The following is a 26,536-nucleotide window of genomic DNA, read 5'->3' as shown; positions in this document are numbered from 1 at the left end:
GCGCACTCAAGCGCTGAGCATTCCTCGGTAGCTCAACGGCAGAGCATCCGGCTGTTAACCGGAGGGTTGTAGGTTCGAATCCTACCCGGGGAGCCATGAAACTCCAGATCAGCGGCCTGTTTTTGGTCGCTGTTTTTTTGTATTCACGCCGTTTTCGCCTTCGTGGTGGCAATGTGGTGGCAACGGGCTGAACAGCGTCTCCAAAAGGTCTGCCGCTTTGCGGTCGTTTTCGGGGTTTGGATGCGCGTACCAGTTGAGCGTAAGGGCTGCATTCGCGTGTCCCATGCGGGTTTGCACCGTCTTTACGTCAACGCCGTTGGCGAGCAATTGCGTAGCCTGCGTGTGCCGAAGCTCGTGGAACTTCAGGTCGGGGAAGCCTGCAAGCTCGCGCCATGATTTCCACCACTGCTCGAAGTTGCGCACATCGCACCAACCTCCGACGTTCGAGCAGAGAAGCGGCGCATCTTCGTGGGGCTTGCCTACATCAAGCGGGAGCATTCTCAGCGCATGCAGCACATCGACCTGTACGCTCGCATAGCGTTCCAGATGGGATACCGTCGTATAGTCCAGCGCTATGTCGCGGATACCGGCACGCGTCTTAGGGTCTTTCACATCGCCATACATAGTGAGCGACCGGCCCACGTGCAGAAGGCGCTTCTCAAAGTCCAAATCACCCCACGTTAGCCCCATGATCTCGCCGCGCCTCATGCCTGTAGCCAGCCCGATGCGAACCGCTTGGAGGTACGAGAGCTTGCTCACGCCGCGAAGCGATGTGCGATCCTCGCTAACGCCCCAATCCTTTTGGCGTTGCTCCTTGTTCTTGAACCGGAGGAATTCTTCATGCTCGCAATCGTCGAGGAACGAGAGCAAGGCGGCTGCTTCTTCTTGGGTGAGCGGTTTCCTTTTAGGGTCTTCGATGCGCGGCGATTTTACGCGAGCCACAGGGTTTCGCAGTATGAGATCGTAGTCCATCGCCTGCTGCATGATCTGCTTGAACGTTGCGTGCAGCCGATACATGGTGGTGCTCGAAACCGGGCATCCAAGTGCCTCTGACTTCTCGTTTCGCACTCTGGTGTACAGTTCGCTGACCATCTGAGGCGTAATGTCTGTTAGCTTGATCTTTGCAAGGTGCTTGTTCAGCGTTTTCACCTGAGCGCGATCATTTTGCAGGGTATGCTGCGACAGCTCGCCCGACGTGACGCGCGTTTCATACCAGCTATTCGCGAAGGCACCGAAAAGCAGCGACGTGCTTTCTGCCTTGATGCCCAGTTCGTGCTGTTGGCGCAATTCGTCCCTAAGCGCTCGGGCCTCTGCTTTAGTGCCCGCTATGCGGCGAACCACTCGCTCACGTTTACCCGTAATGGGATTAGTGCCAAAGCACACCTCTATGCGCCAGCGATTGCGGATAGGGTTGCCTTCCTTGTCTTTGCACGGAGAGATGCTTCCATCACCTTTTGCCATTGTTTTCACCTTCTTTCTTGGCAGGTCAGAGCATTGCATACCTTGTTGTTTCGCTGTTTCAATCCTTGTTGCTTTCGGCGTTTCGCCCTTTTCTCACGGCCTCCTTTTGTTCGTCCTTGGTCATTTGCAGGTATTCGGCACGGGAATACGTTCCCGGATGCGTCTTGCGCCATTGCTTGCAGGAATCATCGCAATAGCGTCTTTGCTTGCCGCGTTCATTACGCGCAATAAAGGGCTTTCCGCAGGCCCAACAGGTGCCAAGACGACCTTCGCGCAACGCATCCAAAGCGCTCCACCAAAGAGACGTGAGGAGCGAATCGATGCAGCGGGCTTCTTGGCAACCGTGCACGCTGATCGTTCTTATGCCGGAAAGATGAACATTGAACAACTTGTCCGCTACGGCTTCGAGCATATCGGCCAGACCACGCGCGCTGATTTCATAGAGACCCAGAGAGCATGTGATCGCGCAATAGTCGTAATCGTCTTCATCGCCCATAAGACAGCCGCCATCTTCGTCCACGATTTCTAATGCGGCATTCCAGTCGGAGGCATTGCCAAGGGTCTCCCTGAAATCGCAATACGCCTGGATTGCTTTGAAGAAATAGAGTGCATAAGCGCTGCGCGGCAGCTCGATGGCAACGAGGTAGCCAGTGAGGTCATCCGTGTATTCCAGCAGTCTCGTATCGCTCGGATCGGCTAAAAAGGGTTCAGGATTGTTCGTCGCACGTATGAACTCGATGTTGCTACGGTTGAGTTCGAGAATACGGGCACTCGGCTCCACCTCGGATAGCGTAATGAAATCGGGCGTTGCGACCCGGTAGGGCGATTCCTGAAATGCCTCGTACCCGAAAGCTTCCATTTCCTCTGGATGCTGCCGGATTTGGTTTGAAGCGTTCTTGCAAACGAGCGCAAACGACAGCACCTCCCTTGCATCGAGCATGGCGTCTATATAGCTCTGCTCGGGATGGGATGGGGTAATGCTATCGATGCTAGTTCCGTTTCGCCCGAACAGCTCTCCGCAAGATGTATAGAACTTGCGCATCTTCCCAGCCGTGTCTGCATTTAGGAAAGCCTCCGTGTCTAAGTAATCGCTCTCACGCATCGCATCGCTTTCATTGTCGAAAACTAGGGTTTTGCGCGGAGCAAAGACTTCCATCATTGGTTTCACCTCCTGTTACGAAAAATATTTGACATACCCGATAATATACGCCTTTAACAGGTAGTGTCAAGGTGCAATCATTGATTCGCGCGAGAGTTCAGCGCGAACGCATATATCGCGAGTTAAATTACAACTAATTGAGTAGAGGAGGCCATCGCATGGACTATAGAATTGGTGGGCTAATGGACGAAACGGCGGGGCAGGTGCTGTACCTGTGCCCGGCACCGCCGAACGCGGTTCAGCAAAGGGAGCTGTTCGACGAGTACCCCGACCTGCTGACCCCCGATCACATCGCCGAGATCACCGGCCAGAGTCCTGCGACGATACGCGCGATCTGCGCGCGGGGTGATTTGCCCGCTATCCGCATTGGAAAGCGCTGGTACGTACCTAAACCTGATTTACTCGATTATGTAAAAGCGGGAGGTACCCGTGGCTTATCGTAGTGTCGAGCCTTTGGTATCCGAGCTGGCGGAAGCCATGCGCAGCGATGCGCTTGGTCTCGCACTCGGGTACAACGTAATGGATGCGCGTGTTTATGTTTGCGGCCACCTTCCATGGGAAAACACGAATACCAATATGAATGCACGGCCATGGACTGATCTGGACGATAGCTTTTGCTTCGCCTATGCGCAGGAAAGGTTCGGGTGCAATGTCGAGCGCAATTACCGCCATGCCCTCTCCATGGCCGCTGCTTTTAACAGTTTTGACCCGGTGAGACAGATGATAGAAGCCCTGCCTGAATGGGATGGATGCCAACGAGTTGGCAGTATGTTCCACCAGTTCCTCGGGGCCGCTGACAATGAATACACTTCACAGGTTGAGTGCTTGTTGTTTAAAGCGGGTATCGCACGTGTTTACTTTCCAGGTGTGAAGTTCGACCACATGGTGGTTTTGAAGGGCGCTCAGGGCATCGGAAAATCAAGTTTTTGCCGATTGCTCGCATTGAATCCCGCGTTCTATACTGATAGCGTGACGGGGATTGGTCGAAAGGAAGCGGCCGAGCTTATTCAGGGTAAGTGGATAGTCGAGATCAGCGAGTTAGCCGCAATGCGCAATTCTCAGCTTGAAACCGTGAAGGCATTTATCACACGCCAGAGCGATGACTACCGCAGCCCCTATGCCCATCGCGCGGAGTCGAAACCACGACGGTGCATTCTCGTAGGTACGACCAATGCAGCTAGCTTTCTGACTGACGCAACTGGCAACCGCCGTTTCTTACCCGTCGAATGCGGCGTTGCTGAGGCCGAGTATGGCATTGGCGAAGAAACCTCCAATAAGATGTTTGAGCAGGCCTGGGCTGAAGCTTTTACATATGCCCGTGCTGAGGGTCTTGAGCTGCCTCCTAAGTTGACGCTTCCGTCGAGCGTCATGAATGAGGTGCGGAGTGCGCAGGAGAATTCGGTAATCGAGGATCCGCGTATCGGCTTGATAGGTGAATACCTCGACTATAAGCAGGTCGGCGAGTTGGCATGCTGCATTGAGGTGGTAGAACACGCACTAGGGATGCCTTGCGAGCAGCAAAAGCGCTGTGAGCAGATGCAGGTTTCCGAGATCATTCGTGCATGCTTTCCCGAATGGGAGCCATGCGGTGTTAAGAAGCTAGACGGCTATGGCAAGCAGCGTTGCTTTCGGAAGATCAAATAGCAGCAACACCCGGAACACCTTGCACGCAAAACTAAAGAGCGCTCATATCGGTGTCTGGTTTCCCATAGTGGGTGTTACCGGTGTTGCTTGGGTAGCTAGTAGAGGGGTTTCGGCAAGCGTTGGTGAGGTGGTCTGGCTTGCTCGCTGCGCTCGCGGCTCGGGGCTGCGCTCGACGGCTCCCAGAGGTCGCCGTCGCTTCGCTCCTCGCCCCGCTGCGCGGCCGGGGTGCGTGCCGGGAGGCTGCTCCCGACCCGACCCCAGCCGCTGCGCTCTCGGCAACGCGGAGAACCGCGCTGCCTCACCTGCGAGATTTGCGCAGCGTCATGACGACGCTGCGATCTCGCCCTCCCGGACTACCGCGCCGCATGCGCGGCGTGGCTTCCGGGAGGGGCCTCCGACGCTGCCCGGCTGCGGGCTGCGTCGGAGGCTGGAAACGTCCGGGGCGTCCGGCGCGCAAGCGCCCGCCGATTGCCCCGGCTTACGACGAACGGAGGCACCTATGGACTATAGAGGGGACGGGCTTGCGGCCGCGCAAGCCGAGGAAACAGGGACGCCCGAGGCGCGCACGGTCGTGCAGGTGCGGCTCACCGAGGCCGAGAAGTCGCGCCTTGCGCGCAACGCCGCCGAGGCGGGCTGCTCGATGTCGGGCTACGTCCGCGCCCGGGCAGTCTACGCCGACGAGGACGCCGCGCGCGCCGACGCCGCGCTTCTGCGGGAGGCGCTGTGGGAGGCGCGCCGCGAGGGCACGAACCTGAACGCCCTGCTGCGCCTCGCGCACATGCACGGCGTCGAGGGGCTGGACGCCGGTGCCGCCAACGAGGCCCTGGCGCGGCTCGCGCGGACGACTTCGCTGCTCCAGGAAGCGCTCGCCGCGTCCGAGAGGCCGAACAGGAGGAGAAGGTGACCATCGTCAAGACGGCGGGCGTGCGCACCTCGCGCCACGCCCGCAACCTGCGCGCCTACCTGGAGGACAAGGACGCGCTCGCGCGCGAGACCGTGAACATCATCGAGGAGGGCCGCGCCTTCGAGGAGATGGCCGAGACGCGCCGTCTCGCGGGCCACGACAGGCCGTCGCGCAAGGGAGCGGAGAACACGATCATGCTCCACTTCGTGCTGGCCTTCCTACCCGAGGAGGCCGACGTGAACGGAGGCCCCATGACGCCCGAGGCGTGCATGGCCTACGCCCGCGAGTTCATGGCGAGGAGGGGCTACGACGAGCACCAGGTCGTCCTCGCGCTGCATCGCGAGCATTGCGAGGCCGACGGCACCGACCGCTACGCGGTGCACATCGCGGTCAACCGCACGAACCTGCGCACCGGCAAGCGCCTCCACGAGGGGCGCAGCGCCCAGGCCAAGCGAGACCGCGCCGCGACCGTGCGCGAGCTGGACGCGGAGTGGGGACTGCATCAGGTGGCCGAGGGCGTCCCCAACTCGGCCATCCACGCGCTCCAGCCCGACCGGCAGGGCGCGGAGAGGCGCATCGTGGAGCGCGCTGCGGGGCGGGGCGTCGACGCGGAGGACGCGAGCTGCAAGCACGACCTCCGGGAGCTGTGCCGCCTGCTCAAGCAGCACGCGGCGAGCATGGAGGAGTACCGCGACCTGCTGGCTGGCTACGGCGTGGAAACAGAGGTCAAAGGCGGCAGAGTCTACGCGACCGACGCCGATAACCGCGAGTACGCGTTCAGCCTCGCCAGGCTCGACCGCGCGCTCGCGTCCAATGCCCTGGAGGCCGCCTTCGCGCGCAACGCGGGGGATCGGCGCATGGCGGCGCTGGAGGCCGAGCTGCGCGAGAAGCGACGCCAAATAGACGAGTACGCCGCGATCAAGCGCGACTACCTCTCGGTCGTGGAGGGGAGCTACCGCGACTACCGCGAGTTGGCGCGCTCCCTGGAGGGCACCCGCTTCGACGCCTTCCCCAGGATCAAGATGCCGAGGGTGCCGGAGGCGCTGGCGCGGGACGCGGAGGTGAAGCGCAAGGCGCTCTCATACGTCTACAAGGGCGACGAACTGCGCCTGAAGCTGGCATCGAACGTTCCGAGGGCGTCCAGGGGCAGGCCTTCCGGGACGGTCGGCTCACCCGGGCAGTCAGCGCCTAACGTCTCGCGCGAGGAGCCGCAGCGCGGGAACAGGGGCGGCAGGGGCGAGCGCTGAGCGTGAGTAGGACGCGGCCAGGTCGTGCGGGGCGTCGCCCCGCAGGGCGCGGCTGCCCCGCCGCGCCCGAAGCCCGTGCAATGAAGGGGTGGGGCGCTTCCTCACCCGCGCCACCGCCTCGCGAACCTCGGAAGCGGTTCGCGCCCTCGCGGGACGGCTCCAATCTCGGCTGGCCGGATGCGGCGATCCGGCCACCGCGCAGGGCTTTGGATGGTAGAATACCCTGCGGTGCTCCGTCATGTCCTGGGCAGCATCCGAAAGGAGTGCTCATGGACACACAGACAGTCATAGCCCTGTGCGAGTTGTTGCTTGTGGTCATCGGAATCGTCGGACTGGCGAGGAAGGATGAGTGACGGACGGCGTTGGAACAACAGAAAAGCCGGTCTCCCCGCTAGAGTAAACCGGCTCCACTAGTAACCGATGCTGCCCGGCTAGGCGGGGCACCGATTGGCTGCAATTGTACCATGCGCGCCCTGCGCGCGCAAACGCCACGGGTGATCCGGCGCGCCTTTGCCCGCAGGAGGGATCGCTGTTGAGAACGCAGGTGCGGAGCGCCTATCCGGGCTCCAATTGCCCGGGGACTACTCCGCAATCGCCATCATAGCACGAAAACCGCCCTTCGCACGGCTCAGGTTCGCCGACCCACACCACCTTGGAGCCGCCGAAGTCGCCGACCTCCACCGTCATCGCGTAGGGGCCGTCGGCGCACTTCGCGCCGTCCGCGTCGGTCACGTCCTCGAACTCCACGACCCAGAGGTAGACCCTCGCCTCCACGGTCTTGGGCCTCTCCATCTTCAACGAAGGAAGCCACTTCCACGTGCGCGTCGAGGCTCCCACCGGCTCCTGGCCGTCCAGCTCCCGCAGCACGTCGTGGCCGAGCACCCAGCAGCAGTCGCCCCACAGCGGGATATCGGTGCCCAGCTTAGCCATCGGCCCGTCCGCTCTCAGCCCGCGAGCCTTCTCCCGACCCCTCGCGGACGCCTTCGAAGCGGCGCGAGCCGAGGCGGGCCACGACGGCGCGCTCCCCGCCGTCTGCGCGCTCCAGCACGAGCAGGCGGCTCTCTCCTGCGGCCTCGTGTTTCCAGCGGACGCGCTCGGCCTGTTGGATCGCTTCGGCGTCGTCGCGCGCTGACAGGCCGCGCCTGTCGGTCTCGCGTCCGTCAGCGTCGAAGGACGTGAGGAGGTAGCGCCCTGCCTCGCCCCGCTTCGCTTCTCCCATGTCCGTCCTCCCATCCGATCTGCCGCCGCCATTCTAGGCCATGATCCGGGCCGAGGAAAGCGTGCATCCGGGGTTCGCCTTGGCTGACTGGAAGATAGAGGGGGCAATTCGCCCCCTCTATCTTCCAGCGTAGAACTATTTTGTTGCTCCACATGAACATTTATATCCTGTAGTAACAGTTTCGTCCCAAGCGTCGCTGATTACAACCTGTTCATCATAAGCTCCTTGTACAAGAACAGGCTCGTCCCATGCTTCTTGAGCCACAATTTTATCAACGTATGAACCAGAAGTACCACAAACAGTTCCATCTTTCATTCCTTGTTTATTATGTGTCGCTAAACTGCCAGCATCGCTGAATTGAGAGCCACATCCACTACATACAAAAACACTATTATATACCGCTTCATGGTGGATCGTGCTGTACACCGCGTCATGGTGAACCGTGTTGTACACGGCGTCATGATGCACGGTCTTGGTCACGGGCGTCCAGCTATGCTCGTGCGCAGGCGGGTTCGTCGGGTTGCTCGGCGTGGTGGAGCCGCTGTTCGACCCGCCGCCGGAGTTCGGGCTGTCCGAATCGTTCGAGCCAGAGCCGCCCGAACTTCCCCCGTTGTCCGGGGCGGGCGTCGGCACGGGATCGTGCTTGACGGCGCTGTCGCTGCCGGGGACGGACGGCGCGGCCTCGGACTTCGACTGCACGGCTTCGCTCGCCTCGGCATTGCCGTTCTCGGCGAGTATCTTGGCCGCAGTCTCCAACTGCTCCTTGGTCATGTCCTCGGCGGCGATCTTCTCCAGCTTGACATCCAGCTTCACGTCCGCGCCCTTGCCGTCCACCTTGAAGGCGACGGGCTTCTCGGGCAGCTTGTAGCTGGAGCCGTCGGCGCACACCGGCGCGGCGGTCACATGCAGCTCGTAGCCTCCCTTGGAGAGCCTGCCGATCTCGGACGCCTTGTTGGCCTCGACCTCGGTCTCGGGCACGACGGCCTTGCCGTCAGAGCCGGTGGCGACGACCTTGACCTTGGTGGCACCCGCGTCCGCGCCTTCGGCCAACACCGTGACCGTGACGGCGCTCTCCTCGGCCTTCTCCGCGCCCGTCTGCTGCACCTGCGGCTGCGATGCGGCGGGAGCGCCCGCCTCGATGGGAGCGGGCCGGTTCGCGGCGACCGCGATGCCGACGCCCACGGCGGCGACCAGCACGAGGGCGCATGCGGCCACGGCGATTTTCCTGCCGAGTGTCCAAAGCGACGGGTAGAGCATGCAGTAGCCGCTGTCCGGGTACTTCACAACGGCGCGTGCGGCATCCCAGTCGAGGGTTTCCCGCGTGGCTTCGTCGGCCAGCACGACGGTTCCCTCGCCGGTCTCCTCGCACTTCGCGACGACGCACTTCTTCGGCGCAGGCATGACCTTCACGGCCACGTGAGCCGGGAGGTTCTTGGCCGATTTCCAGCCTTTCATGCCGCTCTCGGCGAATTCCTTATCCGAATAGCCCCAGTCCACGATGACGCGCTCCCTGCCGTCATCGACAAGCCCGTTGGCGACGATGCACCACCCGCGAAAGGGAGCCTTTTCCGGCTGCGCCTCGGCGGCGTTCGTTTCCTCGGTAACGTTCTTCTCGGTTTCCATCGCGGCGTCACCGCCCTTCCGTTGCTGTGGCCCTCTTGACGCGCCTCAGCCTCACGAGGTTGTAGAGTAGGTAGGCAAGTCCCACGAAGCTGCCGCATGTGAGCACGATGCCGAGGTATGCGATCTGGATTACGAGCAGGACGAAAAGGCTCACGATCCAGCCCGACAGCATCCTGTCCTTCGCGCGCTTGATGGCCTCGCGCCCGAGGGGGAGGAAAAGCCCGAACGCGAAGAAGCAAAGGCATACGAGGGCAACGCCGACGACGAACGCGATCATGGCATCCGTCTCCGCGTGCCCGGCCTGTGCCGCCGACTGGAAGAAGCTGGCGTTGAGTTCGGGGCGGGCGGCGTTGTAGGCGAAGAAGCCCGCGAGGATCGCCCCGAGGACGGCACCGGCGGCGAGGTTGCCCGTGAGCATCCTCTTGATCTCCCGGTACTCCTGCATGGCCCTACCTCCCGTCCTCGTTGGCTTTGCACGACGGCTCGCCTCTCAGGCCGTCCAGAGCATCGTCGGCTTCGGCGATGATCCCTGCGCTTTGGTCGAGGCAGCGGCGCGCGACAAACGCGACCCCTGCCATCTCCGCGGATTCGGCTCCCTCGGCGTCTTGCAGGCGCTCGTAGAGCATATCGAGGATCGCGGACGCTCCCGCCACGATCTCGTACGCCTCGTTCAGAAGGCCGGTTGCCCTTTCGAGGGCGAATCCGGCTCGCGTGCCGGTCATTCCATCTTCCATTGCGAATCCCTTCGTTCGTGCGGACGCGTCGCGGCAGGCCCCCTGGGTTCGGGGTTCCGCCAATAGTTGTCTTGTCCGTTCGGGATTCGCCCGTCCCGCCGTCTGCGCGGCATTGGTTTCGTGGCGATTGCCTTACGCCTACTATAATAGGCGTTTTGTGCCATGGAACGCAATAGTCTGTTTTCCATGGATGCGTATGCTTACAAAAAGATTATCGGCGGGAAGGTGCGCGCGGCCCGTCGCGCCCATGGCATCAGCGTGGAGAAGCTGGCGCTCATGGTCGGTATAAACCGCAACTACCTGCGAAACATCGAGTTCGGCAGGGCGAACCCCACCATCGATATCATCATTAGGATCGCGGACGGTCTGAGTATACCTGTGTGGGAACTTATGAAACCCAACGAGGATGTACAAGATTGCTAGTCCTCAACGTTGAAAAGCTAGCTAAAAGTGGTGGCAATCTGGTGGCAACTGTCAATGTTGCCACCAGATTATCTGCGAAAAACAACAAGGTATGCAATGCTCTGACCTGCACAAACAATTTTTTTCAGCGTAGTCAGATATGCTCTAAAGCCCCTGTTAACCGGAGGGTTGTAGGTTCGAATCCTACCCGGGGAGCCATTTGAATTCGAAGCAGGTCAGAAGCGATTTCTGGCCTGCTTTTCCTTTAGTGCCGCCCGCGCCTTCCCGCGGGCGCCTCACCGCCCGGGCAGGGGCGCGTGGTGTAGTCCCGGTGCGGGTCCGCCCCTACACTGATGCCGTGCGGCATCGTGGACGAGGAGGGGGCGCCATGTTCGGAAAGACCGGTTCGGAGAGGGTTTCGTTCCCGCTCGACGCCGAGCGCGTGGAAGGGGATGCGGCCGAGGCCCTCTCCCGGCTCCTCGAGGGACGCGACGGCAAGGTGCGCGACCTCGTGCGCATCTCGCTCGAGAACATCCTGCTGCGGCTGGCGGACGACGGATGGCAGGGCCGCCCGTGCAGCGTGAAGAAGAGCAGGCGGCTGCGGCGCACGCTCCTCATCGTCGAATGCGAGGGGCCGCGCAGCGTCGGCTCCGCGCCGGACGAGGAAGGGGAGGGCCCCGACGAGTTCTCCGAGGAGTTCGCGAGCAACCTCGGCACGGAGTGGAACGTCGCGATCACGCCGACGGGGGCGCGGGCCGTGCGCGAGATCCCGCGGAAGAAGGCGGGCGACGCCGTCCGGAACATGGGCGCGCTCGTCCTCGGCCTGTCCTTCGGGCTGGTGCTCCGGTTCGCGGCGCCCGAGCTGTGCGACTTCCTGCTCGTGGCGTTCGTCACCCCGCTGTTCGACACGTTCCTCGGGCTGCTGGGCGCCGTCGTGGGGCCGCTGCTGTTCTTCGCCGTGCTCGTCGCCGTGTCGGGCCTGGACAGCATCGCCGCGCTCAAGGGCATGGGCAAGACGGTGCTCTCGCGCCAGCTGCTGTACAACTTCGTCACCGTCGGCCTGGCAATGGCCGTGATGGTGGCCATCTACGGCGTGTCGTTCGACGGCACGGTCACGGGCAGCAACGAGACGGCCGACATCGTCGACGTCGTGCTCGCCATCATCCCCAAGAACTTCGTCGACCCGTTCCTGACGGGCAACGCGCTGCAGATCGTGTTCTGGGCGTTCGTGTTCGGCGTGGGGCTCATCGTCGCGCGCCGGAGGGTGCCCGTGCTCGCGTCGCTCGCGATGGAGGCCGACGCGCTCGTGCAATGGGTCATGTCGGCCGTCCTCAGGTTCCTGCCGGCGTTCGTGTTTTTGGCCATGGCGCACCTGGCGGTGACCACCGACGGCGGCGTGCTTCTGCCCTTGCTCGTCTCCATCGGGTGCCTGCTGTTCGTCTCGGCGATCGTCGGTGCGTTCTCGCTGGTCACCACCGCCATCGCCGCGAAGGTGAGCCCGCTCTACCTGCTGAAGACCGCGCTTCCCGCGGGCCTCATCGGCTTCACGACGGCATCCTCCACGGCGGCCTACAGGGCGAACGAGGAGATCATGGAGAACCGGTTCTTCATCGACGCGGCCCTCACGCGGTTCATGCACCCGCTCGCGCTCACGTTCTACACGTGCTTCAGCTGCGCGGTGCTCGTGCTGTTCCTGTTCTACTCGGCCCAGTACGAAGGAGTGCAGATCGAGCTGTATATGCTGCTGGTGGCCTATATCACCTGCTTTCTGCTGGGCAGCTCCATCCCGCCCATTCCCGGCGGCATCATCCCTTTGTACGCCATCGTGCTGACCAGCATGGGCCTGGGCGGCGCCACGGTGGCCGTGTTCGCGGCCGTGGACTTCGTGTTCGACGCCATCACGTCGGGATGCAAGAGCCTGACCATCCCCATCCACTCGCTGCGCACGGCGCTGAAGATGGGGAAGTGCGACGTCGAGCGCCTCCGGGCGGCGGCTGCGGGCGCGCCGGCGGATGCCGCGCCTGCGGAGGACGCCGCGTCGGCTTCGGCTCCGGCAGACTAGGCGCGCCGAAGCCTCAGCGCATCTTCCGCTCTCCTTCGAGCATGATCTGCTCGTAGTTGTCTATCTTGTAGTTCAGGCGGTCGAGGCCCGCCTGCATCTCGGCGATGCGCGCCTGCACGAGGTCGCGCTGCTCCTCGAGCAGGGCCTTGCGGGCCTCGGTGGTCGCGTCGCCCTCCTCGAACAGCGCCATGTACTCGATGAGCGCCTCGATGGACACGCTCGCGCCGCGCATGCACTTCACGAACTCCACGCGGGCGCAGTCCTGCTCGCTGTAGTCGCGGATGCCGCTGGACGTGCGCGTCACGCCGGGCAAAAGGCCGATGCGCTCGTAATAGCGCAGCGTGTCGGCGGACAGGCCGTAGGTTTTGCTCACTTCGGCGATCTTCATCGAGGGGCTCCTTTCGCTCAAGGAGCATTGAAGCACATGGAGCGCACTCCAAGTCAAGGGGATTTCGCGAAAACTGAAGCGCCGCCGGCTACTCGTAGAAGCGCTTCATGATGAACGACACCATGAGGATGAAGCCGGCGGCGAAGAGCGACCCCAGCGTGAGGGCGTCCTTGCCCTTGTCGGCATCCTTCGCCTTCGCGGCGTGCAGGTCCTCGACGCGCGTGTTCGGGTTCCTGGTCATGGGGCGCCTCCCATCGTGCGGTCGTTGTAGTTGCTTTCTGGGATCGGCGAGGCCGTTTGGCCGCGCGCGGCCTCTTCCGCTATCATAGACAAGTTGCGTCCAACCGGGCAGCCTCGCATCGCCAGACGGGCGAGCGGAGGCGTCGCCGGCCTTGCAGGACGCCAGAGGACTCTGCGACAGAAAGCGCCGATGCACCATGATCATGCAGCTCGAGCATATATCCAAGTCGTTCGGAGGGCGCCGGCTCTTCCATGACGTGACGTTCCGCCTCGAGGAGTACGACCGCCTGGCGCTCGTCGGCCCCAACGGCGCGGGCAAGACCACCATGCTCAACATCATCTCGGGCGCCGAGGACGCCGACGAGGGCCGCGTGCTGTTCGCGAAGGGCGCGCGCGTGGGATACCTGGAGCAGGAGGCCATCGAGATGGCCGAGCAGCCCATCTTCGAGGAGGTCATGTCCTCGCAGGTGGAGGTGCTCGAGGCCGAGCGGCGCCTGTACAAGCTCGAGCACGAGCTGGGCGAGGATCCCACGGCGCAGCAGCTGGCCGCCGCCGGCCGGGCGCGCGACGCCTACGAGGTGCTGGGCGGCTACACCATCGAGGCGAAGGTGCGCAGCGTCATGTTCGGCCTGGGCTTCAAGGAGGAGGACCTGCGCCGCCTGACCACGGAGTTCTCCGGCGGCTGGCAGATGCGCATCGCGCTGGCGAAGCTGCTCATCCGCAACCCCGAGGTGCTCCTGCTCGACGAGCCCACCAACCACCTGGACCTCGAGAGCGTGAAGTGGCTCGAGGGATTCCTGCGCGGCTACGGCGGCACCGTGATCGTGGTCAGCCACGACCGCGCGTTCATGGACAACATGGTGGATCGCGTGGCCGAGGTGGACAACGGCCAGGTGAACCTGTACAAGGGCAACTACTCCGCCTACCTGCGCGCCCGCGAGGAGCACCTCGAGCGCCTGCGCGCCCAGGCCGCCAAGCAGGCCGAGGAGATCGCCCACATGGAGGCGTTCATCGAGAAGTTCCGCTACAAGGCCACCAAGGCCAAGCAGGTGCAGGACCGCGTGCGCAAGCTGGAGAAGATCGAGCGCATCGAGCTTCCCGAGGAGAAGAAGACCGTCAAGTTCAACTTCAAGCAGCCGCCGCGCACGGGCGACGAGGTGGTGCGGGCGCGCGGCCTGGTGAAGCGCTTCGGCGACAAGACGGTGTACGACGGCTTCGACTTCACCATGTACCGCGGCGACAAGATAGCGCTCGTGGGCCCCAACGGCGCGGGCAAGTCGACGCTGCTCAAGATGATCGCCGGCGCGATGGCACCCGACGCGGGAACCATCGACTACGGCGTGCACGTGACGAAGACCTACTACGCGCAGCACCAGTTGGAGGAACTGCATCCCGGCAACACCGTGTTCGAGGAGCTCGACCACGTGGCGCCGGGCTGGACCATCTCGCAGGTGCGCACGCTTCTGGGCGCGTTCCTGTTCACGGGAGATGCGGTGGACAAGCGCGTGAGCGTGCTCTCCGGCGGCGAGAAGAGCCGCCTCGCGCTGGCGAAGATGCTCGTGGCGCCCCGTCCGCTGCTGTGCCTCGACGAGCCCACGAACCACCTGGACATCGCGAGCGCCGACATCCTGGAGCAGGCGCTGCGCGCGTTCGAGGGCACGATCCTGTTCATCACGCACGATAGGCACCTCATCCGCGGCGTGGCGAACCGCATCGTGGAGGTGACGCCCGGCCGCGTGACGAACTACGACGGCGACTACGACTACTACCTGTTCAAGAGCGGCCAGCTGGACGGCCCCGCGCCCGAGGAGCGCTCGCTCGTGGACGAGGTGATGGGGGAGGCGCCGGCCAAGGGCAAGGCGAAGGCCGCCGCGCCTAAGGCCAAGGCCGCGCCCGCCGCGCCGGCCGCCGAGCTCACGGCTCCGCGCGAGAGCGCCCCCAAGACCAAGGAGCAGAAGCGCCGCGAGGCCGAGGCGCGCAACCGCGCCTACGCCGCGCTCAAGAACCACCGCAAGCGCATTGCCGAGCTCGACCGCCAGATGGAGCGCGACAACGCGCGCATGGCCGAGCTCCTCGAGCTCATGGCCGACCCGGACTTCTACATCAACGAGGACGCCTCCTCCGACGCCGTCGCCGAGCACGCCAAGCTCAAGCAGCGGCTCGCGTCGGCCGAGGAGGAATGGTTCCTGCTCACCGAAGAGCTGGAGGAAGAGATGGCGAAGCAGGCGGAGGCGATGTGAGCGGCCTTGGTTGTCATCCTGAGCGAGCGGGCGTCCCCCTTTGTCATCCTGAGCGAGCGGGCGTCCCCTCTTGTCATCCTGAGCGAGCGAAGCGAGCCGAAGGATCCCGTGCGGCGTCAGCCGTTAACGCTCCTGCTGACGCCGCAGGGGATCCTTCGACTCCGGCGCTGCGCGCCTCCGCTCAGGATGACAGCCGGTTGAACATAGTCCTCGTGGAGCCCGAGATCCCGCAGAACACGGGGAACATCGCGCGGACGTGCGCGTGCGTGGGCGCGCGGCTGCACCTGGTGGAGCCGATGGGGTTCCGGCTCACGGCCAAGCAGCTCGCGCGCGCCGGCTGCGACTACTGGGACGAGGTGGACCTCGTGCGCTGGCCCTGCGTCGAGGCGTTCTTCGAGGCGCATGGCGCGGGCGAGCTGCACCTGTTCACCGGGCAGTCGCACCGCTCCTTCGCCGAGGCATCCTACGGGCCGGGCGCGTTCCTCGTGTTCGGCCGCGAGAGCCGGGGGCTGCCGCTCGGCCTCATCGAGGCGCACGCGAACCGCTGCGTGCGCATCCCCATGCGCGAGGGCCTGCGGAGCCTCAACCTGAGCAACGCCGTGGCCGTCGCCGCCTACGAGGCCCTTCGCCAGCAGGGATGGCCGGGACTCGGGTAGGCGGGGCGCATTGTCGCCCGAAACGTACGGTTTCGGGCGGAAAACCGTACGTTTCGGGCGACAATGCGCCCCGCAGGCCCCTCCGACCGTCCATGCGCAGATTCGCCGCTTTAGCGGGATAAAGCGCGCCGCCCGCTGCTTTCGCGTGTATACTTGACCGCATTGTCTAGAAGCGTATCAAGGAGGTCATCCATGGCTCGAGTGTACAATTTCTCCGCCGGTCCCGCGGTGCTGCCCGAGGAGGTGCTCGCGCAAGCCGCGTCCGAGATGCTCGACTATCAGGGCTGCGGCATGTCGGTCATGGAGATGTCCCACCGCTCCGCCGCGTTCAAGGGCATCATCGAGACCGCCGAGCAGGACCTGCGCGACCTCATGGGCATCCCGGACAACTATCGCGTGCTGTTTTTGCAGGGCGGCGCGTCCACGCAGTTCGCGGCCATCCCCATGAACCTCATGCATAACAAGGTGGCCGACTACATCGTGAGCGGCTCCTGGTCGAAGAAGGCCTTCAAGGAGGCCAAGATGTACGGCGACGCGCGCTGCATCGCCAGCTCCGAGGACGAGAACTTCTCCTACGTGCCCGACGTGCACGCCCTCGAGCTCTCCGACGACGCCGACTACGTCTACATCTGCCAGAACGAGACCATCTACGGCACCGTCTACCACGAGCTGCCCGACACGAACGGCAAGCCGCTCGTGGCCGACGTGTCGTCGTGCTTCCTCTCCGAGCCCATCGACGTGGAGAAGTACGGCCTCATCTACGGCGGCGTGCAGAAGAACGTCGGCCCGGCGGGCGTGGCCATCGTCATCATCCGCGACGACCTGATCAGCGAAGACGTGTTCCCTGGCACGCCCACCATGCTGCGCTACAAGACCATGGCCGACAACGACAGCCTGTATAACACCCCGCCGTGCTACGGCATCTACATCTGCGGCCTCGTGTTCAAGTGGCTGAAGGAGCAGGGCGGCCTCGAGGGCATGCAGAAGCGCAACGTCGAGAAGGCGCAGCTGCTCTACGACTACCTTGACGCGAGCAAGCTCTTCAAGGGCACCGCGCGCGTGGAGGATCGCTCCATCATGAACGTGCCGTTCGTCACGGGAAGCGACGAGCTGGACGCGAAGTTCGTCGCCGAGGCGAAGAAGGCCGGCATCGAGAACATCAAGGGCCACCGCAGCGTGGGCGGTATGCGCGCGAGCATCTACAACGCCATGCCCCGCGAAGGCGTGGAGGCGCTGGTGGCCTTCATGAAGAAGTTCGAGGAGGAGAACGCGTAAGGGCGCGCGGAAAGCGCCCGCCGAAACCGGCGGGCGCTTTCAGTTTGTCATCCTGAGCGAAGCGGCGAAGCCGCGGAGTCGAAGGATCCCGTGCGGCGCCAGCTGAAAGTCTTCCAGTTGACACCGCGCGGGATCCTTCGACTCGCTACGCTCGCTCAGGATGACAAAGGGAAGCTGGCGCGCTCCGCTCAGGATGACAAAGGGAAGCTGGCGCGCTCCACTTCAGGATGGCAAAAGGAAGCTGGCGCGCTCCGCTCAGACAAAAGACGGAAGGGGCCTAGTACGCGCTCCCTTCGCGCGAAAGGCTGTGACGCGCCCCTCGGCGGCGGGGCCCGCCGCGCTCGTTTACTTGTGAAGTTTCGCCCCGTCAGCCTGTCGCGGGGCGCGGTTGCGCTAGACTTGTCGGCACTATGATATCGATACCCTATCTCATCTGCTCCATCTTGAGCTTCGTCCCCGCCATCGTGTGCCACGAGGCCTGCCACGGCTTCGCGGCCTACAGGTTAGGCGACCCCACGGCCAAGCGCGCGGGGCGGCTGTCGTTCAACCCGCTCAAGCACATCGACCCCTTCGGAACCGTCATCATGCCGCTTCTGCTCATGGCCATGAACATGCCCGTGTTCGGCTACGCGAAGCCGGTGCCGTACAACCCCGCGTACTTCAAGGACCCGCGCAAGGGCGACCTCATCGTGGGGCTCGCGGGCCCGGCCGCCAACCTGGCGCTCGCCATCCTCGGCGCGCTCGTGTACACGCTGCTCATGTTCGTGCTGCCGGTGGGCGCGCTCGTGCAGAACGAGGTGTTCTATTACTTCCTCACGCTGTTTTTGCCCATGTTCTCGCTGATCAACCTGTACCTGATGTTCTTCAACCTGCTGCCCATACCGCCGCTGGACGGCTCGTCCATCTTCGCGTTCTTCCTGCCGCCGAAGTACCTGCCGCAGTACTACAAGGTGCAGCGCTACGCGATGCCCGTGTTCCTCATCGTGGTGCTGCTCGTGCCCTACGTGCTGCATTTCAACCCCATCGGCATCTACCTGGACTTCACGGCCGGCAACGTGTTCGACCTGCTGTTCTCGTTCGGCGGATAGCGGGGCGCAGCCGTGTCGTACAAGGTTCGCATAGACAGTTTCGAGGGGCCGTTCGATCTTCTGCTGTACCTGGTCAGCCGCCAGAAGGTGGACATCGGAGCGATATCGATCACGCAGATCGCCGACCAGTACCTGGCCGAGGTCAGCCGCATGGACACGCTCGACCTCGACGTGGCGAGCGACTTCCTGCTGGTGGCCTCGACGCTGCTGGAGATCAAGGCCGAGAGCCTGCTGCCGCGCGAGCGCGACGCGGTGGACGACGACATCGCCGAGCTCGCCCCCAGCGAAGCGCGCGACATCCTGGTGGAGCGCCTGCTCGCGTACAAGCAGTACAAGAACGCGGCCAGCGCGCTGCACATGCGCTTCGTGTCCGAGGGCCGCATGCACCCGCGCCCCTTCGGCCCCGACGCGTGCTTCTTGAACCTCATGCCCGACTATCTGAAGGACGTCACGCTCGACGGCCTGGCGCTCCTGGCCGCCCGGGCCCTCGCGCGCCGCGACGTGTTCCTTTTGGAATCCGAGCACATCGCCGCGAAGCCTATCCCCGTGGAGGTGCACGTGCGCGCCATCCACCAGCGCATCCGCAACAAGAAGCGCCTGAGCTTTTCCGAGCTCGTGGACGTGCGCACGCCGACGCCCGTCGTGGTGGTGACGTTCCTCGCCATCCTCGAGCTGTACAAGCGCGGCATGGTGCGGATCGAGCAGGTCGAGCAGTTCGGCGACATCGACATACGCTACATCGAGGGCTCGGGCGAGCTTCTGCTCGACGGGGACGACGCCCTCACGTCCGTCGGGGAGGAAGGGTAGTCCCGCATGTTCCAAGGATTGCAGGAAAGCCAGCTCAAAGGGGCCGTGGAGGCCCTGCTGTTCGTAACCGACGAGCCGGTGGGCACCATCGCGCTCGCCGACATGCTGGAGGTGGAGCCCGCCGAGGCGGAGCGCGCGCTCGTGGAGCTGCGCGAGCAGCTGGCCGAGGAGGACCGCGGCATCCAGCTGCGCGAGGTGGCCGGCGGATGGCGGCTGTACACCCATCCCGCGTACCACGAGCTCATCGAGCGCTACGTGCTCTCGTGGGACACGCGCAAGCTCTCGCAGGCGGCCATGGAGACGCTCGCCATCGTGGCGTACCTGCAGCCGGTCACGCGCAGCGGCGTGGCCAGCGTGCGCGGCGTGAACTCCGACAGCTCCATCAACTCGCTCGTGGAGAAGGGGCTCGTGCGCGAGGCGGGCACGGCCGACTCGCCGGGCAATCCCGTGCTCTACGCCACGACGCGCGCGTTCTTGGAGAAGTTCGGCCTGCGCTCCACCGCCGACCTGCCGGATCTGGACCAGTTCGCGCCCGATGACGACACGCGCGCGTTCATCCGCGAGCGCCTCTCGGCCACGCGCGAGGACGTGCGCATCGCCGAGGGCGCGCGCCTGGACGGGGAGGGGGGCGACCCGCTCGACGGCGTGGAGTTCGATCTCGACGACGACGCGGCGGTCGTGAGCATGGAGAGCCCCCGCGAGGAGGCCGCCGCGGACGCCGCCCAGCGGATGCTCGCCGAGGCCATGGCGAGCGGGTTCGGCCTGGTGGAGAAGATCGACTTCGACAACCTGACGTTCGAGACCGATGACGAATAGCTCCCCTTGCGGCTGCGATGGGCCAAGGCGATGCCCAGTCGCTCAAACAGTCCTCGCTGCGCTGCGGAACTCGCTTGGTGGGCATCGCCTTGGCCCGTCGCAGCCGCCGCACTGCTTCCGTTGCGGTTTCGGAGGACATTTTGCGAAGATCGAAGGTGGGCGATGAGCGAGCTGGGGCAGAATCCCGGATCGGACGACCGCATCGTGCCTATGCGGTTGCAGAAGTTCCTCGCGCGGGCGGGGGCGGCGAGCCGGCGGGGGTCGGAGAACCTCATGACGGCGGGGCGCGTCACCGTGAACGGGCAGGTGGTGACCGAGCTCGGGAGCAAGGTGGACCCGCTCGTGGACGAGGTGGCGGTGGACGGGCGCGTGGTGCGGCTCGCGGACGGGCCGGTCACGCTCATGCTGCACAAGCCCGCCGGCTACGTGACCACGATGTCGGACCCGCAGGGCCGACCGACCGTGGCCGAGCTCGTGCCGACGGATGCCTACCCGGGGCTCTTCCCGGTGGGCCGGCTCGACGCCGACACGACGGGGCTTCTGCTGTTCTCCACCGACGGCGAGCTGGGAAACGGCCTGCTGCACCCGAAGCGCCATGTGGTGAAGCGCTACCTGGCCTGCGTGGAGGGCCGGCCGACGGAGCGCGAGCTCGAGCAGCTGCGAAGCGGCATCGAGCTCGACGACGGGCCCGCCCTGCCGGCCGACGCGCGCCTGCTCGAAGGAGGGCAGGCCGCGCGCGCGGGACGGGTGCTCGACGTGCCGCCCGCGGTGCCGCCGCGTTCCTCGCGCGAGTACGCCGACGTGTGCCGGGGCCGGGTCGACGCGCGCTCCTTCGTGCGCATCTGCCTGCACGAAGGAAGGAAGCGCCAGGTCAAGCGCATGCTGGGGGCCATCGGTCACCCGGTGGTGGCGCTGCACCGCGACTCGTTCGGGCCGCTCGAGCTGGGGGGCCTTGCACGCGGGGAGTGGCGCGAGCTTTCCGCAGACGAGGTGGCGGCGCTGCATGCGGCGGCCGAGGGCCGCGATTAATGCTAGAATGATGCCGGTTCTCTATTGAACCAAGATCGGTATCGAGGTTGTCTGAGCGGAGGCGGCGAAGCCGACGGAGTCGAAGGATCCCGCGCGGCCAGCTGAAAACGTTCCTGCTGGTGCCGCCGGGATCCTTCGACTCCGCGCTGCGCGCTCCGCTCAGGATGACAAAAGGTATGCGCTGCGCGCTCCGCTCAGGATGACAAAAGGTATGCGCTGCGCGCTCCGCCCAGGATGGCGGAACTCGAGATGGGAAGCACGTGAGAGAGGGAGAGGTGCCGCACGATATGGCGCACAAGCAGGTGCAGACAGGAGGGGCGGGCTTCGAGCGCATCGCCGTCGTGGGCTTTGGCCTGGTGGGCGCGTCGTTCGCCGCCGCCGTCCGCTCCGTCCATCCGGACACGGAGGTGCTCGCCGTCGATGTGGACGCGCGCACGCTCGAGGAGGCCGTCCGGCGCGGCTGGGCCGCCGAGGGCGTCCTGCCCGACGACCCCGCGTTCGAGCGCTTCGTGCGCGACGGCTGCGACCTCGTGGTGCTCGCCGCGCCCGTTGACGTGGTGGAGGGGCACTTCGAGCGCCTCGCTGCCTGGGACTACCGCGGCATCGTCACCGACACCGCTTCCACGAAAGCCCGCATCGCCGAGGCCGCGGCGCGCATCCTGCCGCATCCCGAGAACTTCGTGCCGGGCCATCCCATGGCGGGTTCCGAGAAGAACGGCATCGACGGCGCGCGGCCCGACCTGTTCAAGGGCGCGCACTGGATCCTCTGCCCGGACGCCGACACGCCGGCTGAGCACTTCCCGCGCCTCCACGAGCTGGTCACCTCGCTCGGCGCGCGCGTCATCGCGCTGCCGCGCGAGGACCACGACGCGGCGGTGGCCGTGGTGAGCCACGTGCCGCACCTCATGGCGTCCTCGCTCATGCAGCTGGCCAGCCGCCATGCCGACGATCAGCAGGCGCTCATGCGGCTGGCCGCCGGCGGCTTCAAGGACTCCACGCGCATCGCGGCCGGCTCGCCCGAGCTGTGGTGCGGCATCGCGTTCGACAACCGCGAGGCCTTGGGGGCGGGGCTCGCCGAGATCCAGGGCATCATCGCCTCGTTCGCCGACGCGCTTTCCGCAGGCGATAGGGCGCGTATGACCGCGCTTCTGGCCGAGGCCGCCGAAGCGCGCCGGGCGCTGCCCGCGGCGTGGGTGCCCTCCACGGAGCGCCTGCTGGAGGTGCGCATCCCCATGGAGGACCGTCCCGGCGTGGTGGCCGAGGTCACCACCGTCACCAGCTCGGTGGGCTGCAATATCCAGTCCATCGAGATCGATCACGTTACGGAGGACAGCGCCGTGCTCAGCCTCGTGCTCACCGACGAGGGCGACATCGGCCAGCTATCCGCCCAGCTCATCAATGCGGGCTTCTCGGTATCGTTCAGCCCGCTGACGGCAAAGGAGCACACCCATGTCGCATGAAGCAAGCCTCACCGTCGTGAACCCCCTGCCCGCGCCCCTGCGCGGATCGACCGCGGTGCCCGGCGACAAGTCCATCTCGCACCGCGCGGTGCTGTTCGCGGCCATGGCCGAGGGCACCTCGCGGCTCTCGGGCGTGCTCGACTCCGACGACGTGCGCTCGTCCATCAAGGCCGTGAGCCAGCTGGGTGCCGAGGTGTCGCTTGAGAAGCGGCCCGACGGCAGCCTGGCCGGCGGCATCACCGGTTGGGGCGCGCGCGGCCCGAAGCGGCCCGGCGAGGCGATCGACTGCGGCAACTCCGGCACCACCGCGCGCCTGCTCATGGGCGTGCTCGCGCCGTGGGACGTGCAGGTGGAGCTCACGGGCGACGAGTCGCTCAAGCGCCGGCCCATGCGCCGCATCACCGCGCCGCTCATGAAGATGGGCGCGCGCTTCTTGCCCGAGGGGCGCGAGACGCTGCCGCTCACGGTGTGCGGCTCGTCGCGGCTGCGCGCCATCACCTACGACGCGCCTATGGCATCGGCCCAGCTCAAGACCGCCGTGCTGCTGGCTGGCGTCTATGCCGACGGCACTACCACCTTGAACGAGCCCGCTCCTTCGCGCAACCACACCGAGCTCATGCTGCCCGAGTTCGGCGTGACCACCACGGCCGCCGACCGCACGGCCAGCGTGACGGGTCCCGCTGCGCTCGCTGCCTGCGAGGTGCGCGTGCCGGGCGATCCGTCGTCAGCCGCCTTCCTCGTGTGCGCCGCCGTGCTCAAGCCCGGCAGCTCCATCCAGGTGGAGAACGTGAGCCTGAACACCGCGCGCATCGGCTTCACGCGCACGCTCGAGCGCATGGGCGCCGAGGTGAGCGTGCGCCACGCGGGCGCGGCGGGCAAGGAGCCCTTCGGCATCATCTCGGCGTGCCACACCCCGGCGCTGCACGGCTGCGAGGTGCCGGCCGAGAAGATAGCCACCATCGTCGACGAGGTGCCCGTGCTCGCGCTCGTCGCGGCCCACGCGCGCGGCGTGACGGTGTTTCGCGAGGTGAGCGAGCTGCGCGTCAAGGAAACCGACCGCCTGGCCGCCATCGTGGAGGGCCTCGAGGCGCTCGGCGTGGAGGCGTGGATCGACGGCAACGACCTGTACGTGGAGGGCCAGCCCGGCCTGCGCACGCCCGCCGGGGCCGTGTTCGACTCGAAGATGGACCACCGCCTGGCCATGACCTGGGCGCTCGCTGGCCTCTGCGGCACCGCGCCCGTGCAGGTGGCCAACTTCGACTCCGTCAAGATCAGCTATCCCCAATTCCTCTCCGACATCGAAAGGTTGGCACGATGATCATCGCCATAGACGGCCCGAGCGGGGCCGGAAAGTCCACGGTCGCGAAGGCCGCGGCCCGCGAGCTCGGCTTCTCCTGCCTGGACACGGGCGCGATGTATCGCGCCGTGGCGTGGCGCGCGCTCGAGGACGGCGTCGCGCTCGACGACGCCGAGGGCCTCGGCCGCGTCGCGCGCGAGTGCGAGATCGCGTTTCTGCACGAGCCGGGCGACCCCATGCCCAAGGGCGTCACCATCGGCGGCGTCGACGTGAGCAGCGCCATCCGCACGGCCGAGATCGACCGCGCCGTGAGCCCCGTGTCGGCCGTGCCCGCGGTGCGCGCGGCGCTCGTGGAGCAGCAGCAGCGCATCGGCCGCTCGGGCGACTACGTGGTGGAGGGCCGCGACATCGGCACGGTGGTGTTCCCCGAGGCGCCGGTCAAGGTGTTCCTGACGGCGTCGGCCGAGGAGCGCGCGCACCGCCGCGTGCGCCAGAACGTCGACCGCGGCGTGGGCTCCATCGACTACGACGTGGTGCTCGCCGACATCCGCCGCCGCGACGACCTCGACTCCTCGCGCGCCGCCTCGCCCCTGAAGCCCGCCGACGACGCGGTGCGCCTCGACTCCACCGGCCGCTACATCGAGGATGTGATCGACGACATCGTGGCCCTCGCCCGCGAGAAGCAACTGTCATCCTGAGCGCAGCGTAGCGGCCCCATTTGTCATCCTGAGCGGAGCGCGCAGCGGAACCATTTGTCATCCTGAGCGCAGCGCGCAGCGCGGAGTCGAAGGATCCCGCGCGGCGACAGCAGGTAAACGCACGATAAGGAGAGAGTACGTGAGCCTTTTCCTTCCCTACGAGAAGATGTGGGACATGCCCTTCGGCGGCACGTCCGACGAGAAGCAGGCGCCCCACTGGTCGGGCAACCTCATCTGGGGCTTCCTCGCGTTCGTGTTCAAGATCTGCTTCCGCTACAAGGTGGAGCACCGCGAGCGCATCCGCGCGTTCGCGGGCAAGAGCGGCCTCGTGGTCATCGCGAACCACACCTCGTTTCTGGACGTGGCCATCATGTACCTGGTCACGCGCCCGAAGCAGTGGATCCGCTTCATGGGCCGCGAGAACCTGTTCGGCAACGCGCACGGTCTGGTGGGGCAGATCCTCTCGCGCGTGGGGGCGTTCCCCATCAAGCGCGACGCCGCCGACCGCACCGCCATCAAGCGCGCCACGCGCATGCTGAAGAACGGCGAGATCGTCGGCATCATGCCCGAGGGCACCCGGCGCGGCAAGAGCGATCGCACGCCCGAGCTGCACTCCGGTGCCGCGTTCATCGCGAAGATGGGGAAGGTGCCCATCCTGCCCATGACCGTGCGCAACGCCGAGAACGTCAAGCGCAAGGGCGAGCGGCTGCATTTCCCGAAGATATCCATCGAGTACGGCAACCCGGTGCTGGTGGAGGACTTCGACTTCCTGCCGAAGGAGGACCGCCTCGACGGCTGCACGTGGTACGCCATGCGCGAGTGCTTCGCCCTGTCGCTGCGCGTTCCGCGCGAGCAGGTGGACATGCCCGCCCTGTTCCCGGGCGGCAAGGACTTCACCGCCGCCTTCGCCGAGCATCCCATCCCCGAGCACACCTCCGAGGAAGTCGTGGCCTCCCTCTGTCATCCTGAGCGAGCGGAGCAGCCCACCCCCCGTCATCCTGAGCGGAGCGCGCAGCGCGCAGTCGAAGGATCCTCTCAAGAAAGCGCCGAAGGCGCGTCACCCTCTTCTCCCGACGGGAGCGCCTCATGAGGGTGGTCCGCGCCGAATACGCGGGCGCGTGCTACGGCGTGCAGCGCGCGCTCGACATGGCCATCGAGGCCTCCGAGGGAGGGGAGGGCGCGTCCACGCTGGGGCCGCTCATCCACAACCCGCAGGTGGTGGCCGACCTCGCCGAGCGCGGCGTGCATGCCGTCGGCGGTCCTGAGGACGTGGAGCGCGGCACGGTCATCATCCGCAGCCACGGTGTGACGCCGGCGGTGCGCCGCAGCGTCGAGGAGCGCGGGCTGCCCATCCTGGATGCCACTTGCCCGCATGTCGCCCGCGCGCAGAGGGCGGCGGCCGACCTCGCCCGGCGCTGCGGGCGCGTGGTGGTGGTGGGGGAGGCGGGCCATCCCGAGGTGGAGGGCCTGGTGGCGTGCGCGCGCGAGGCGGGCGGCCAGGTGGCCGTGGTGGCCGAGCCAGCCGATCTGCCCGATGCCCTTGAGGCACCGGTGGGCATCGTCGTGCAGACCACGCAGACGCGCGAGGCGCTCGATGCGGTGACGGCCGCCCTCTCCGCGCGCGGCATCGAGCCCGAGGTGAAGAACACCATCTGCTTCGCCACGCGCCAGCGCCAGGAGTCGGCCGCCGCGCTCGCGGGCGAGGTGGACGCCCTCGTGGTCATCGGGGGGCGCAACTCGTCGAACACCACGCGCCTCGCCGACATCTGCGCCGCCGCCTGCCCGCGCACCCACCACGTGGAGTCCGCCGACGAGATCGACCCCGCCTGGTTCGCCGACTGCGAAACCGTGGGCGTCACCGCCGGCGCCAGTACCCCCGAGGACCAGATAGCCGCCGTAGTGGAGCGCCTGGAGGCGTTGTGATGTCCTAAACGGGGGCGTCCCTGTTTGGGGCAGTGGGTCGCTTTGAGCGATTTCACGTTACGGGTGTGCAATGTTTCACGTGAAACATTCGTACCGAAAAGGCTGTTCACGATCTTGCGCGTCGTAAAGATTGAGTATTCTCTTGACAGCGCATTACTTCGGTG

The 26,536-nt window shown here is 65.5% G+C and carries 27 protein-coding genes and 1 tRNA gene; 19 read left to right on the top strand and 9 right to left on the bottom strand.

The window, feature by feature from the left end:
* Positions 1–21 precede the first annotated feature (21 nt).
* Positions 22–96, top strand: a tRNA-Asn gene (locus FX134_RS03810).
* Between the two features lie 12 nt (positions 97–108).
* Here FX134_RS03810 and FX134_RS03805 read toward each other — a convergent pair.
* Together FX134_RS03805 and FX134_RS03800 are read right to left on the bottom strand one after the other, a co-directional pair.
* Complete coding sequence (locus tag FX134_RS03805) at positions 109–1,461, bottom strand: tyrosine-type recombinase/integrase (RefSeq protein WP_172623368.1); 1,353 nt, start codon at positions 1,459–1,461, stop codon at positions 109–111.
* A gap of 58 nt (positions 1,462–1,519) precedes the next feature.
* Positions 1,520–2,620 (bottom strand): hypothetical protein, encoded by a 1,101-nt coding sequence (locus tag FX134_RS03800; RefSeq protein WP_080797814.1) that lies wholly within the window; start codon positions 2,618–2,620, stop codon positions 1,520–1,522.
* A 158-nt stretch (positions 2,621–2,778) separates the two neighbouring features.
* Between FX134_RS03800 and FX134_RS03795 the strand changes: the two genes are divergently transcribed.
* The 4 genes from FX134_RS03795 to FX134_RS03785 all read left to right on the top strand — a co-directional run bounded on the left by FX134_RS03795 (position 2,779) and on the right by FX134_RS03785 (position 6,415).
* The gene (locus tag FX134_RS03795) at positions 2,779–3,063 is read left to right on the top strand and encodes a helix-turn-helix domain-containing protein (RefSeq protein WP_232050831.1); all 285 of its coding nucleotides are present in this window, start codon (positions 2,779–2,781) and stop codon (positions 3,061–3,063) included.
* On the top strand, positions 3,050–4,264 hold the full coding sequence (locus FX134_RS03790; protein WP_080797811.1) for a virulence-associated E family protein: 1,215 nt from the start codon (positions 3,050–3,052) through the stop codon (positions 4,262–4,264). Before FX134_RS03795 ends, FX134_RS03790 begins: the two co-directional genes overlap by 14 nt.
* Before the next feature lie 499 nt (positions 4,265–4,763).
* Positions 4,764–5,168, top strand: a complete 405-nt coding sequence (locus FX134_RS14535) for a plasmid mobilization protein (protein WP_172623367.1) — start codon at positions 4,764–4,766, stop codon at positions 5,166–5,168.
* Positions 5,165–6,415 (top strand): relaxase/mobilization nuclease domain-containing protein, encoded by a 1,251-nt coding sequence (locus FX134_RS03785; RefSeq protein ID WP_172623366.1) that lies wholly within the window; start codon positions 5,165–5,167, stop codon positions 6,413–6,415. The genes FX134_RS14535 and FX134_RS03785 overlap by 4 nt, the downstream gene beginning before the upstream one ends.
* Before the next feature lie 555 nt (positions 6,416–6,970).
* Here the strand turns inward: FX134_RS03785 and FX134_RS03780 are convergent.
* From FX134_RS03780 to FX134_RS03760, 5 genes are all read right to left on the bottom strand, one after another.
* Positions 6,971–7,345: a hypothetical protein gene (locus FX134_RS03780; protein WP_080797804.1), complete on the bottom strand. Its 375-nt coding sequence runs from the start codon at positions 7,343–7,345 to the stop codon at positions 6,971–6,973.
* Positions 7,338–7,634, bottom strand: a complete 297-nt coding sequence (locus FX134_RS03775; RefSeq protein ID WP_080797802.1) for a hypothetical protein — start codon at positions 7,632–7,634, stop codon at positions 7,338–7,340. The genes FX134_RS03780 and FX134_RS03775 overlap by 8 nt, the downstream gene beginning before the upstream one ends.
* Positions 7,635–7,769: 135 nt before the next feature.
* Positions 7,770–9,257: a hypothetical protein gene (locus tag FX134_RS03770; RefSeq protein WP_080797799.1), complete on the bottom strand. Its 1,488-nt coding sequence runs from the start codon at positions 9,255–9,257 to the stop codon at positions 7,770–7,772.
* 7 nt (positions 9,258–9,264) lie between these two features.
* Positions 9,265–9,702, bottom strand: coding sequence for a hypothetical protein (locus FX134_RS03765; protein WP_080797796.1), 438 nt, complete (start codon positions 9,700–9,702; stop codon positions 9,265–9,267).
* A gap of 4 nt (positions 9,703–9,706) precedes the next feature.
* Positions 9,707–9,991, bottom strand: coding sequence for a hypothetical protein (locus FX134_RS03760; RefSeq protein ID WP_143412124.1), 285 nt, complete (start codon positions 9,989–9,991; stop codon positions 9,707–9,709).
* A gap of 162 nt (positions 9,992–10,153) precedes the next feature.
* On the opposite strand from FX134_RS03760, the gene FX134_RS03755 reads away from it, so the two are divergent.
* The gene (locus FX134_RS03755; protein ID WP_080797792.1) at positions 10,154–10,414 is read left to right on the top strand and encodes a helix-turn-helix domain-containing protein; all 261 of its coding nucleotides are present in this window, start codon (positions 10,154–10,156) and stop codon (positions 10,412–10,414) included.
* 367 nt (positions 10,415–10,781) lie between these two features.
* Positions 10,782–12,455: a dicarboxylate/amino acid:cation symporter gene (locus FX134_RS03750; protein WP_080797789.1), complete on the top strand. Its 1,674-nt coding sequence runs from the start codon at positions 10,782–10,784 to the stop codon at positions 12,453–12,455.
* A gap of 13 nt (positions 12,456–12,468) precedes the next feature.
* Here FX134_RS03750 and FX134_RS03745 read toward each other — a convergent pair whose 3' ends face one another.
* Together FX134_RS03745 and FX134_RS14530 are read right to left on the bottom strand one after the other, a co-directional pair.
* Entirely contained in the window at positions 12,469–12,843 is a 375-nt protein-coding gene (locus FX134_RS03745) for a MerR family transcriptional regulator (RefSeq protein WP_080797786.1), read from the bottom strand.
* 88 nt (positions 12,844–12,931) lie between these two features.
* Complete coding sequence (locus FX134_RS14530) at positions 12,932–13,084, bottom strand: hypothetical protein (protein ID WP_172623365.1); 153 nt, start codon at positions 13,082–13,084, stop codon at positions 12,932–12,934.
* 196 nt (positions 13,085–13,280) lie between these two features.
* Here FX134_RS14530 and abc-f point away from each other — a divergent pair, with 196 nt between their 5' ends.
* The 12 genes from abc-f (at position 13,281) to ispH (ending at position 26,372) form a co-directional block, all read left to right on the top strand.
* On the top strand, positions 13,281–15,323 hold the full coding sequence (gene abc-f, locus FX134_RS03740; protein WP_080797783.1) for a ribosomal protection-like ABC-F family protein: 2,043 nt from the start codon (positions 13,281–13,283) through the stop codon (positions 15,321–15,323).
* 197 nt (positions 15,324–15,520) lie between these two features.
* The gene (locus tag FX134_RS03735) at positions 15,521–15,979 is read left to right on the top strand and encodes a tRNA (cytidine(34)-2'-O)-methyltransferase (protein WP_080797778.1); all 459 of its coding nucleotides are present in this window, start codon (positions 15,521–15,523) and stop codon (positions 15,977–15,979) included.
* Between the two features lie 192 nt (positions 15,980–16,171).
* Positions 16,172–17,254, top strand: a complete 1,083-nt coding sequence (gene serC, locus FX134_RS03730) for a 3-phosphoserine/phosphohydroxythreonine transaminase (RefSeq protein WP_080797776.1) — start codon at positions 16,172–16,174, stop codon at positions 17,252–17,254.
* 410 nt (positions 17,255–17,664) lie between these two features.
* Complete coding sequence (locus tag FX134_RS03725; RefSeq protein ID WP_080797773.1) at positions 17,665–18,342, top strand: site-2 protease family protein; 678 nt, start codon at positions 17,665–17,667, stop codon at positions 18,340–18,342.
* 12 nt (positions 18,343–18,354) lie between these two features.
* Positions 18,355–19,149: a segregation and condensation protein A gene (locus FX134_RS03720; protein WP_080797771.1), complete on the top strand. Its 795-nt coding sequence runs from the start codon at positions 18,355–18,357 to the stop codon at positions 19,147–19,149.
* A 6-nt stretch (positions 19,150–19,155) separates the two neighbouring features.
* Positions 19,156–19,965: an SMC-Scp complex subunit ScpB gene (gene scpB / locus FX134_RS03715; RefSeq protein WP_080797768.1), complete on the top strand. Its 810-nt coding sequence runs from the start codon at positions 19,156–19,158 to the stop codon at positions 19,963–19,965.
* Positions 19,966–20,127: 162 nt separating this feature from the next.
* Entirely contained in the window at positions 20,128–20,994 is an 867-nt protein-coding gene (locus FX134_RS03710; protein WP_080797765.1) for a pseudouridine synthase, read from the top strand.
* Positions 20,995–21,254: 260 nt separating this feature from the next.
* The gene (locus tag FX134_RS03705) at positions 21,255–22,454 is read left to right on the top strand and encodes a prephenate dehydrogenase/arogenate dehydrogenase family protein (protein ID WP_232050830.1); all 1,200 of its coding nucleotides are present in this window, start codon (positions 21,255–21,257) and stop codon (positions 22,452–22,454) included.
* Positions 22,444–23,772, top strand: a complete 1,329-nt coding sequence (gene aroA, locus FX134_RS03700; RefSeq protein ID WP_080797759.1) for a 3-phosphoshikimate 1-carboxyvinyltransferase — start codon at positions 22,444–22,446, stop codon at positions 23,770–23,772. The genes FX134_RS03705 and aroA overlap by 11 nt, the downstream gene beginning before the upstream one ends.
* Complete coding sequence (cmk, locus tag FX134_RS03695; protein WP_080797756.1) at positions 23,769–24,449, top strand: (d)CMP kinase; 681 nt, start codon at positions 23,769–23,771, stop codon at positions 24,447–24,449. The genes aroA and cmk overlap by 4 nt, the downstream gene beginning before the upstream one ends.
* Before the next feature lie 139 nt (positions 24,450–24,588).
* Positions 24,589–25,539 (top strand): lysophospholipid acyltransferase family protein, encoded by a 951-nt coding sequence (locus tag FX134_RS03690; RefSeq protein WP_080797753.1) that lies wholly within the window; start codon positions 24,589–24,591, stop codon positions 25,537–25,539.
* Entirely contained in the window at positions 25,536–26,372 is an 837-nt protein-coding gene (gene ispH, locus FX134_RS03685) for a 4-hydroxy-3-methylbut-2-enyl diphosphate reductase (protein ID WP_080797751.1), read from the top strand. Before FX134_RS03690 ends, ispH begins: the two co-directional genes overlap by 4 nt.
* Positions 26,373–26,536: the final 164 nt, after the last annotated feature.

It is taken from the genome of Arabiibacter massiliensis, assembly GCF_902386925.1.
Lineage (GTDB): Bacteria > Actinomycetota > Coriobacteriia > Coriobacteriales > Eggerthellaceae > Arabiibacter > Arabiibacter massiliensis.
This window is presented reverse-complemented; position numbering and strand designations above follow the sequence as displayed.

Excerpts from the sequence above, each read along its gene's own strand:
- FX134_RS03805 (WP_172623368.1), bottom strand. The coding sequence starts at position 1,461 with ATGGCAAAAGGTGATGGAAGCATCTCTCCGTGCAAAGACAAGGAAGGC.
- FX134_RS03800 (WP_080797814.1), bottom strand. The coding sequence starts at position 2,620 with ATGATGGAAGTCTTTGCTCCGCGCAAAACCCTAGTTTTCGACAATGAA.
- FX134_RS03795 (WP_232050831.1), top strand. The coding sequence starts at position 2,779 with ATGGACTATAGAATTGGTGGGCTAATGGACGAAACGGCGGGGCAGGTG.
- FX134_RS14535 (WP_172623367.1), top strand. The coding sequence starts at position 4,764 with ATGGACTATAGAGGGGACGGGCTTGCGGCCGCGCAAGCCGAGGAAACA.
- FX134_RS03780 (WP_080797804.1), bottom strand. The coding sequence starts at position 7,345 with ATGGCTAAGCTGGGCACCGATATCCCGCTGTGGGGCGACTGCTGCTGG.
- FX134_RS03775 (WP_080797802.1), bottom strand. The coding sequence starts at position 7,634 with ATGGGAGAAGCGAAGCGGGGCGAGGCAGGGCGCTACCTCCTCACGTCC.
- FX134_RS03770 (WP_080797799.1), bottom strand. The coding sequence starts at position 9,257 with ATGGAAACCGAGAAGAACGTTACCGAGGAAACGAACGCCGCCGAGGCG.
- FX134_RS03765 (WP_080797796.1), bottom strand. The coding sequence starts at position 9,702 with ATGCAGGAGTACCGGGAGATCAAGAGGATGCTCACGGGCAACCTCGCC.
- FX134_RS03760 (WP_143412124.1), bottom strand. The coding sequence starts at position 9,991 with ATGGAAGATGGAATGACCGGCACGCGAGCCGGATTCGCCCTCGAAAGG.
- FX134_RS03755 (WP_080797792.1), top strand. The coding sequence starts at position 10,154 with ATGGAACGCAATAGTCTGTTTTCCATGGATGCGTATGCTTACAAAAAG.
- FX134_RS03750 (WP_080797789.1), top strand. The coding sequence starts at position 10,782 with ATGTTCGGAAAGACCGGTTCGGAGAGGGTTTCGTTCCCGCTCGACGCC.
- FX134_RS03745 (WP_080797786.1), bottom strand. The coding sequence starts at position 12,843 with ATGAAGATCGCCGAAGTGAGCAAAACCTACGGCCTGTCCGCCGACACG.
- FX134_RS14530 (WP_172623365.1), bottom strand. The coding sequence starts at position 13,084 with ATGACCAGGAACCCGAACACGCGCGTCGAGGACCTGCACGCCGCGAAG.
- abc-f (WP_080797783.1), top strand. The coding sequence starts at position 13,281 with ATGATCATGCAGCTCGAGCATATATCCAAGTCGTTCGGAGGGCGCCGG.
- serC (WP_080797776.1), top strand. The coding sequence starts at position 16,172 with ATGGCTCGAGTGTACAATTTCTCCGCCGGTCCCGCGGTGCTGCCCGAG.
- FX134_RS03725 (WP_080797773.1), top strand. The coding sequence starts at position 17,665 with ATGATATCGATACCCTATCTCATCTGCTCCATCTTGAGCTTCGTCCCC.
- scpB (WP_080797768.1), top strand. The coding sequence starts at position 19,156 with ATGTTCCAAGGATTGCAGGAAAGCCAGCTCAAAGGGGCCGTGGAGGCC.
- FX134_RS03710 (WP_080797765.1), top strand. The coding sequence starts at position 20,128 with ATGAGCGAGCTGGGGCAGAATCCCGGATCGGACGACCGCATCGTGCCT.
- aroA (WP_080797759.1), top strand. The coding sequence starts at position 22,444 with ATGTCGCATGAAGCAAGCCTCACCGTCGTGAACCCCCTGCCCGCGCCC.
- cmk (WP_080797756.1), top strand. The coding sequence starts at position 23,769 with ATGATCATCGCCATAGACGGCCCGAGCGGGGCCGGAAAGTCCACGGTC.
- ispH (WP_080797751.1), top strand. The coding sequence starts at position 25,536 with ATGAGGGTGGTCCGCGCCGAATACGCGGGCGCGTGCTACGGCGTGCAG.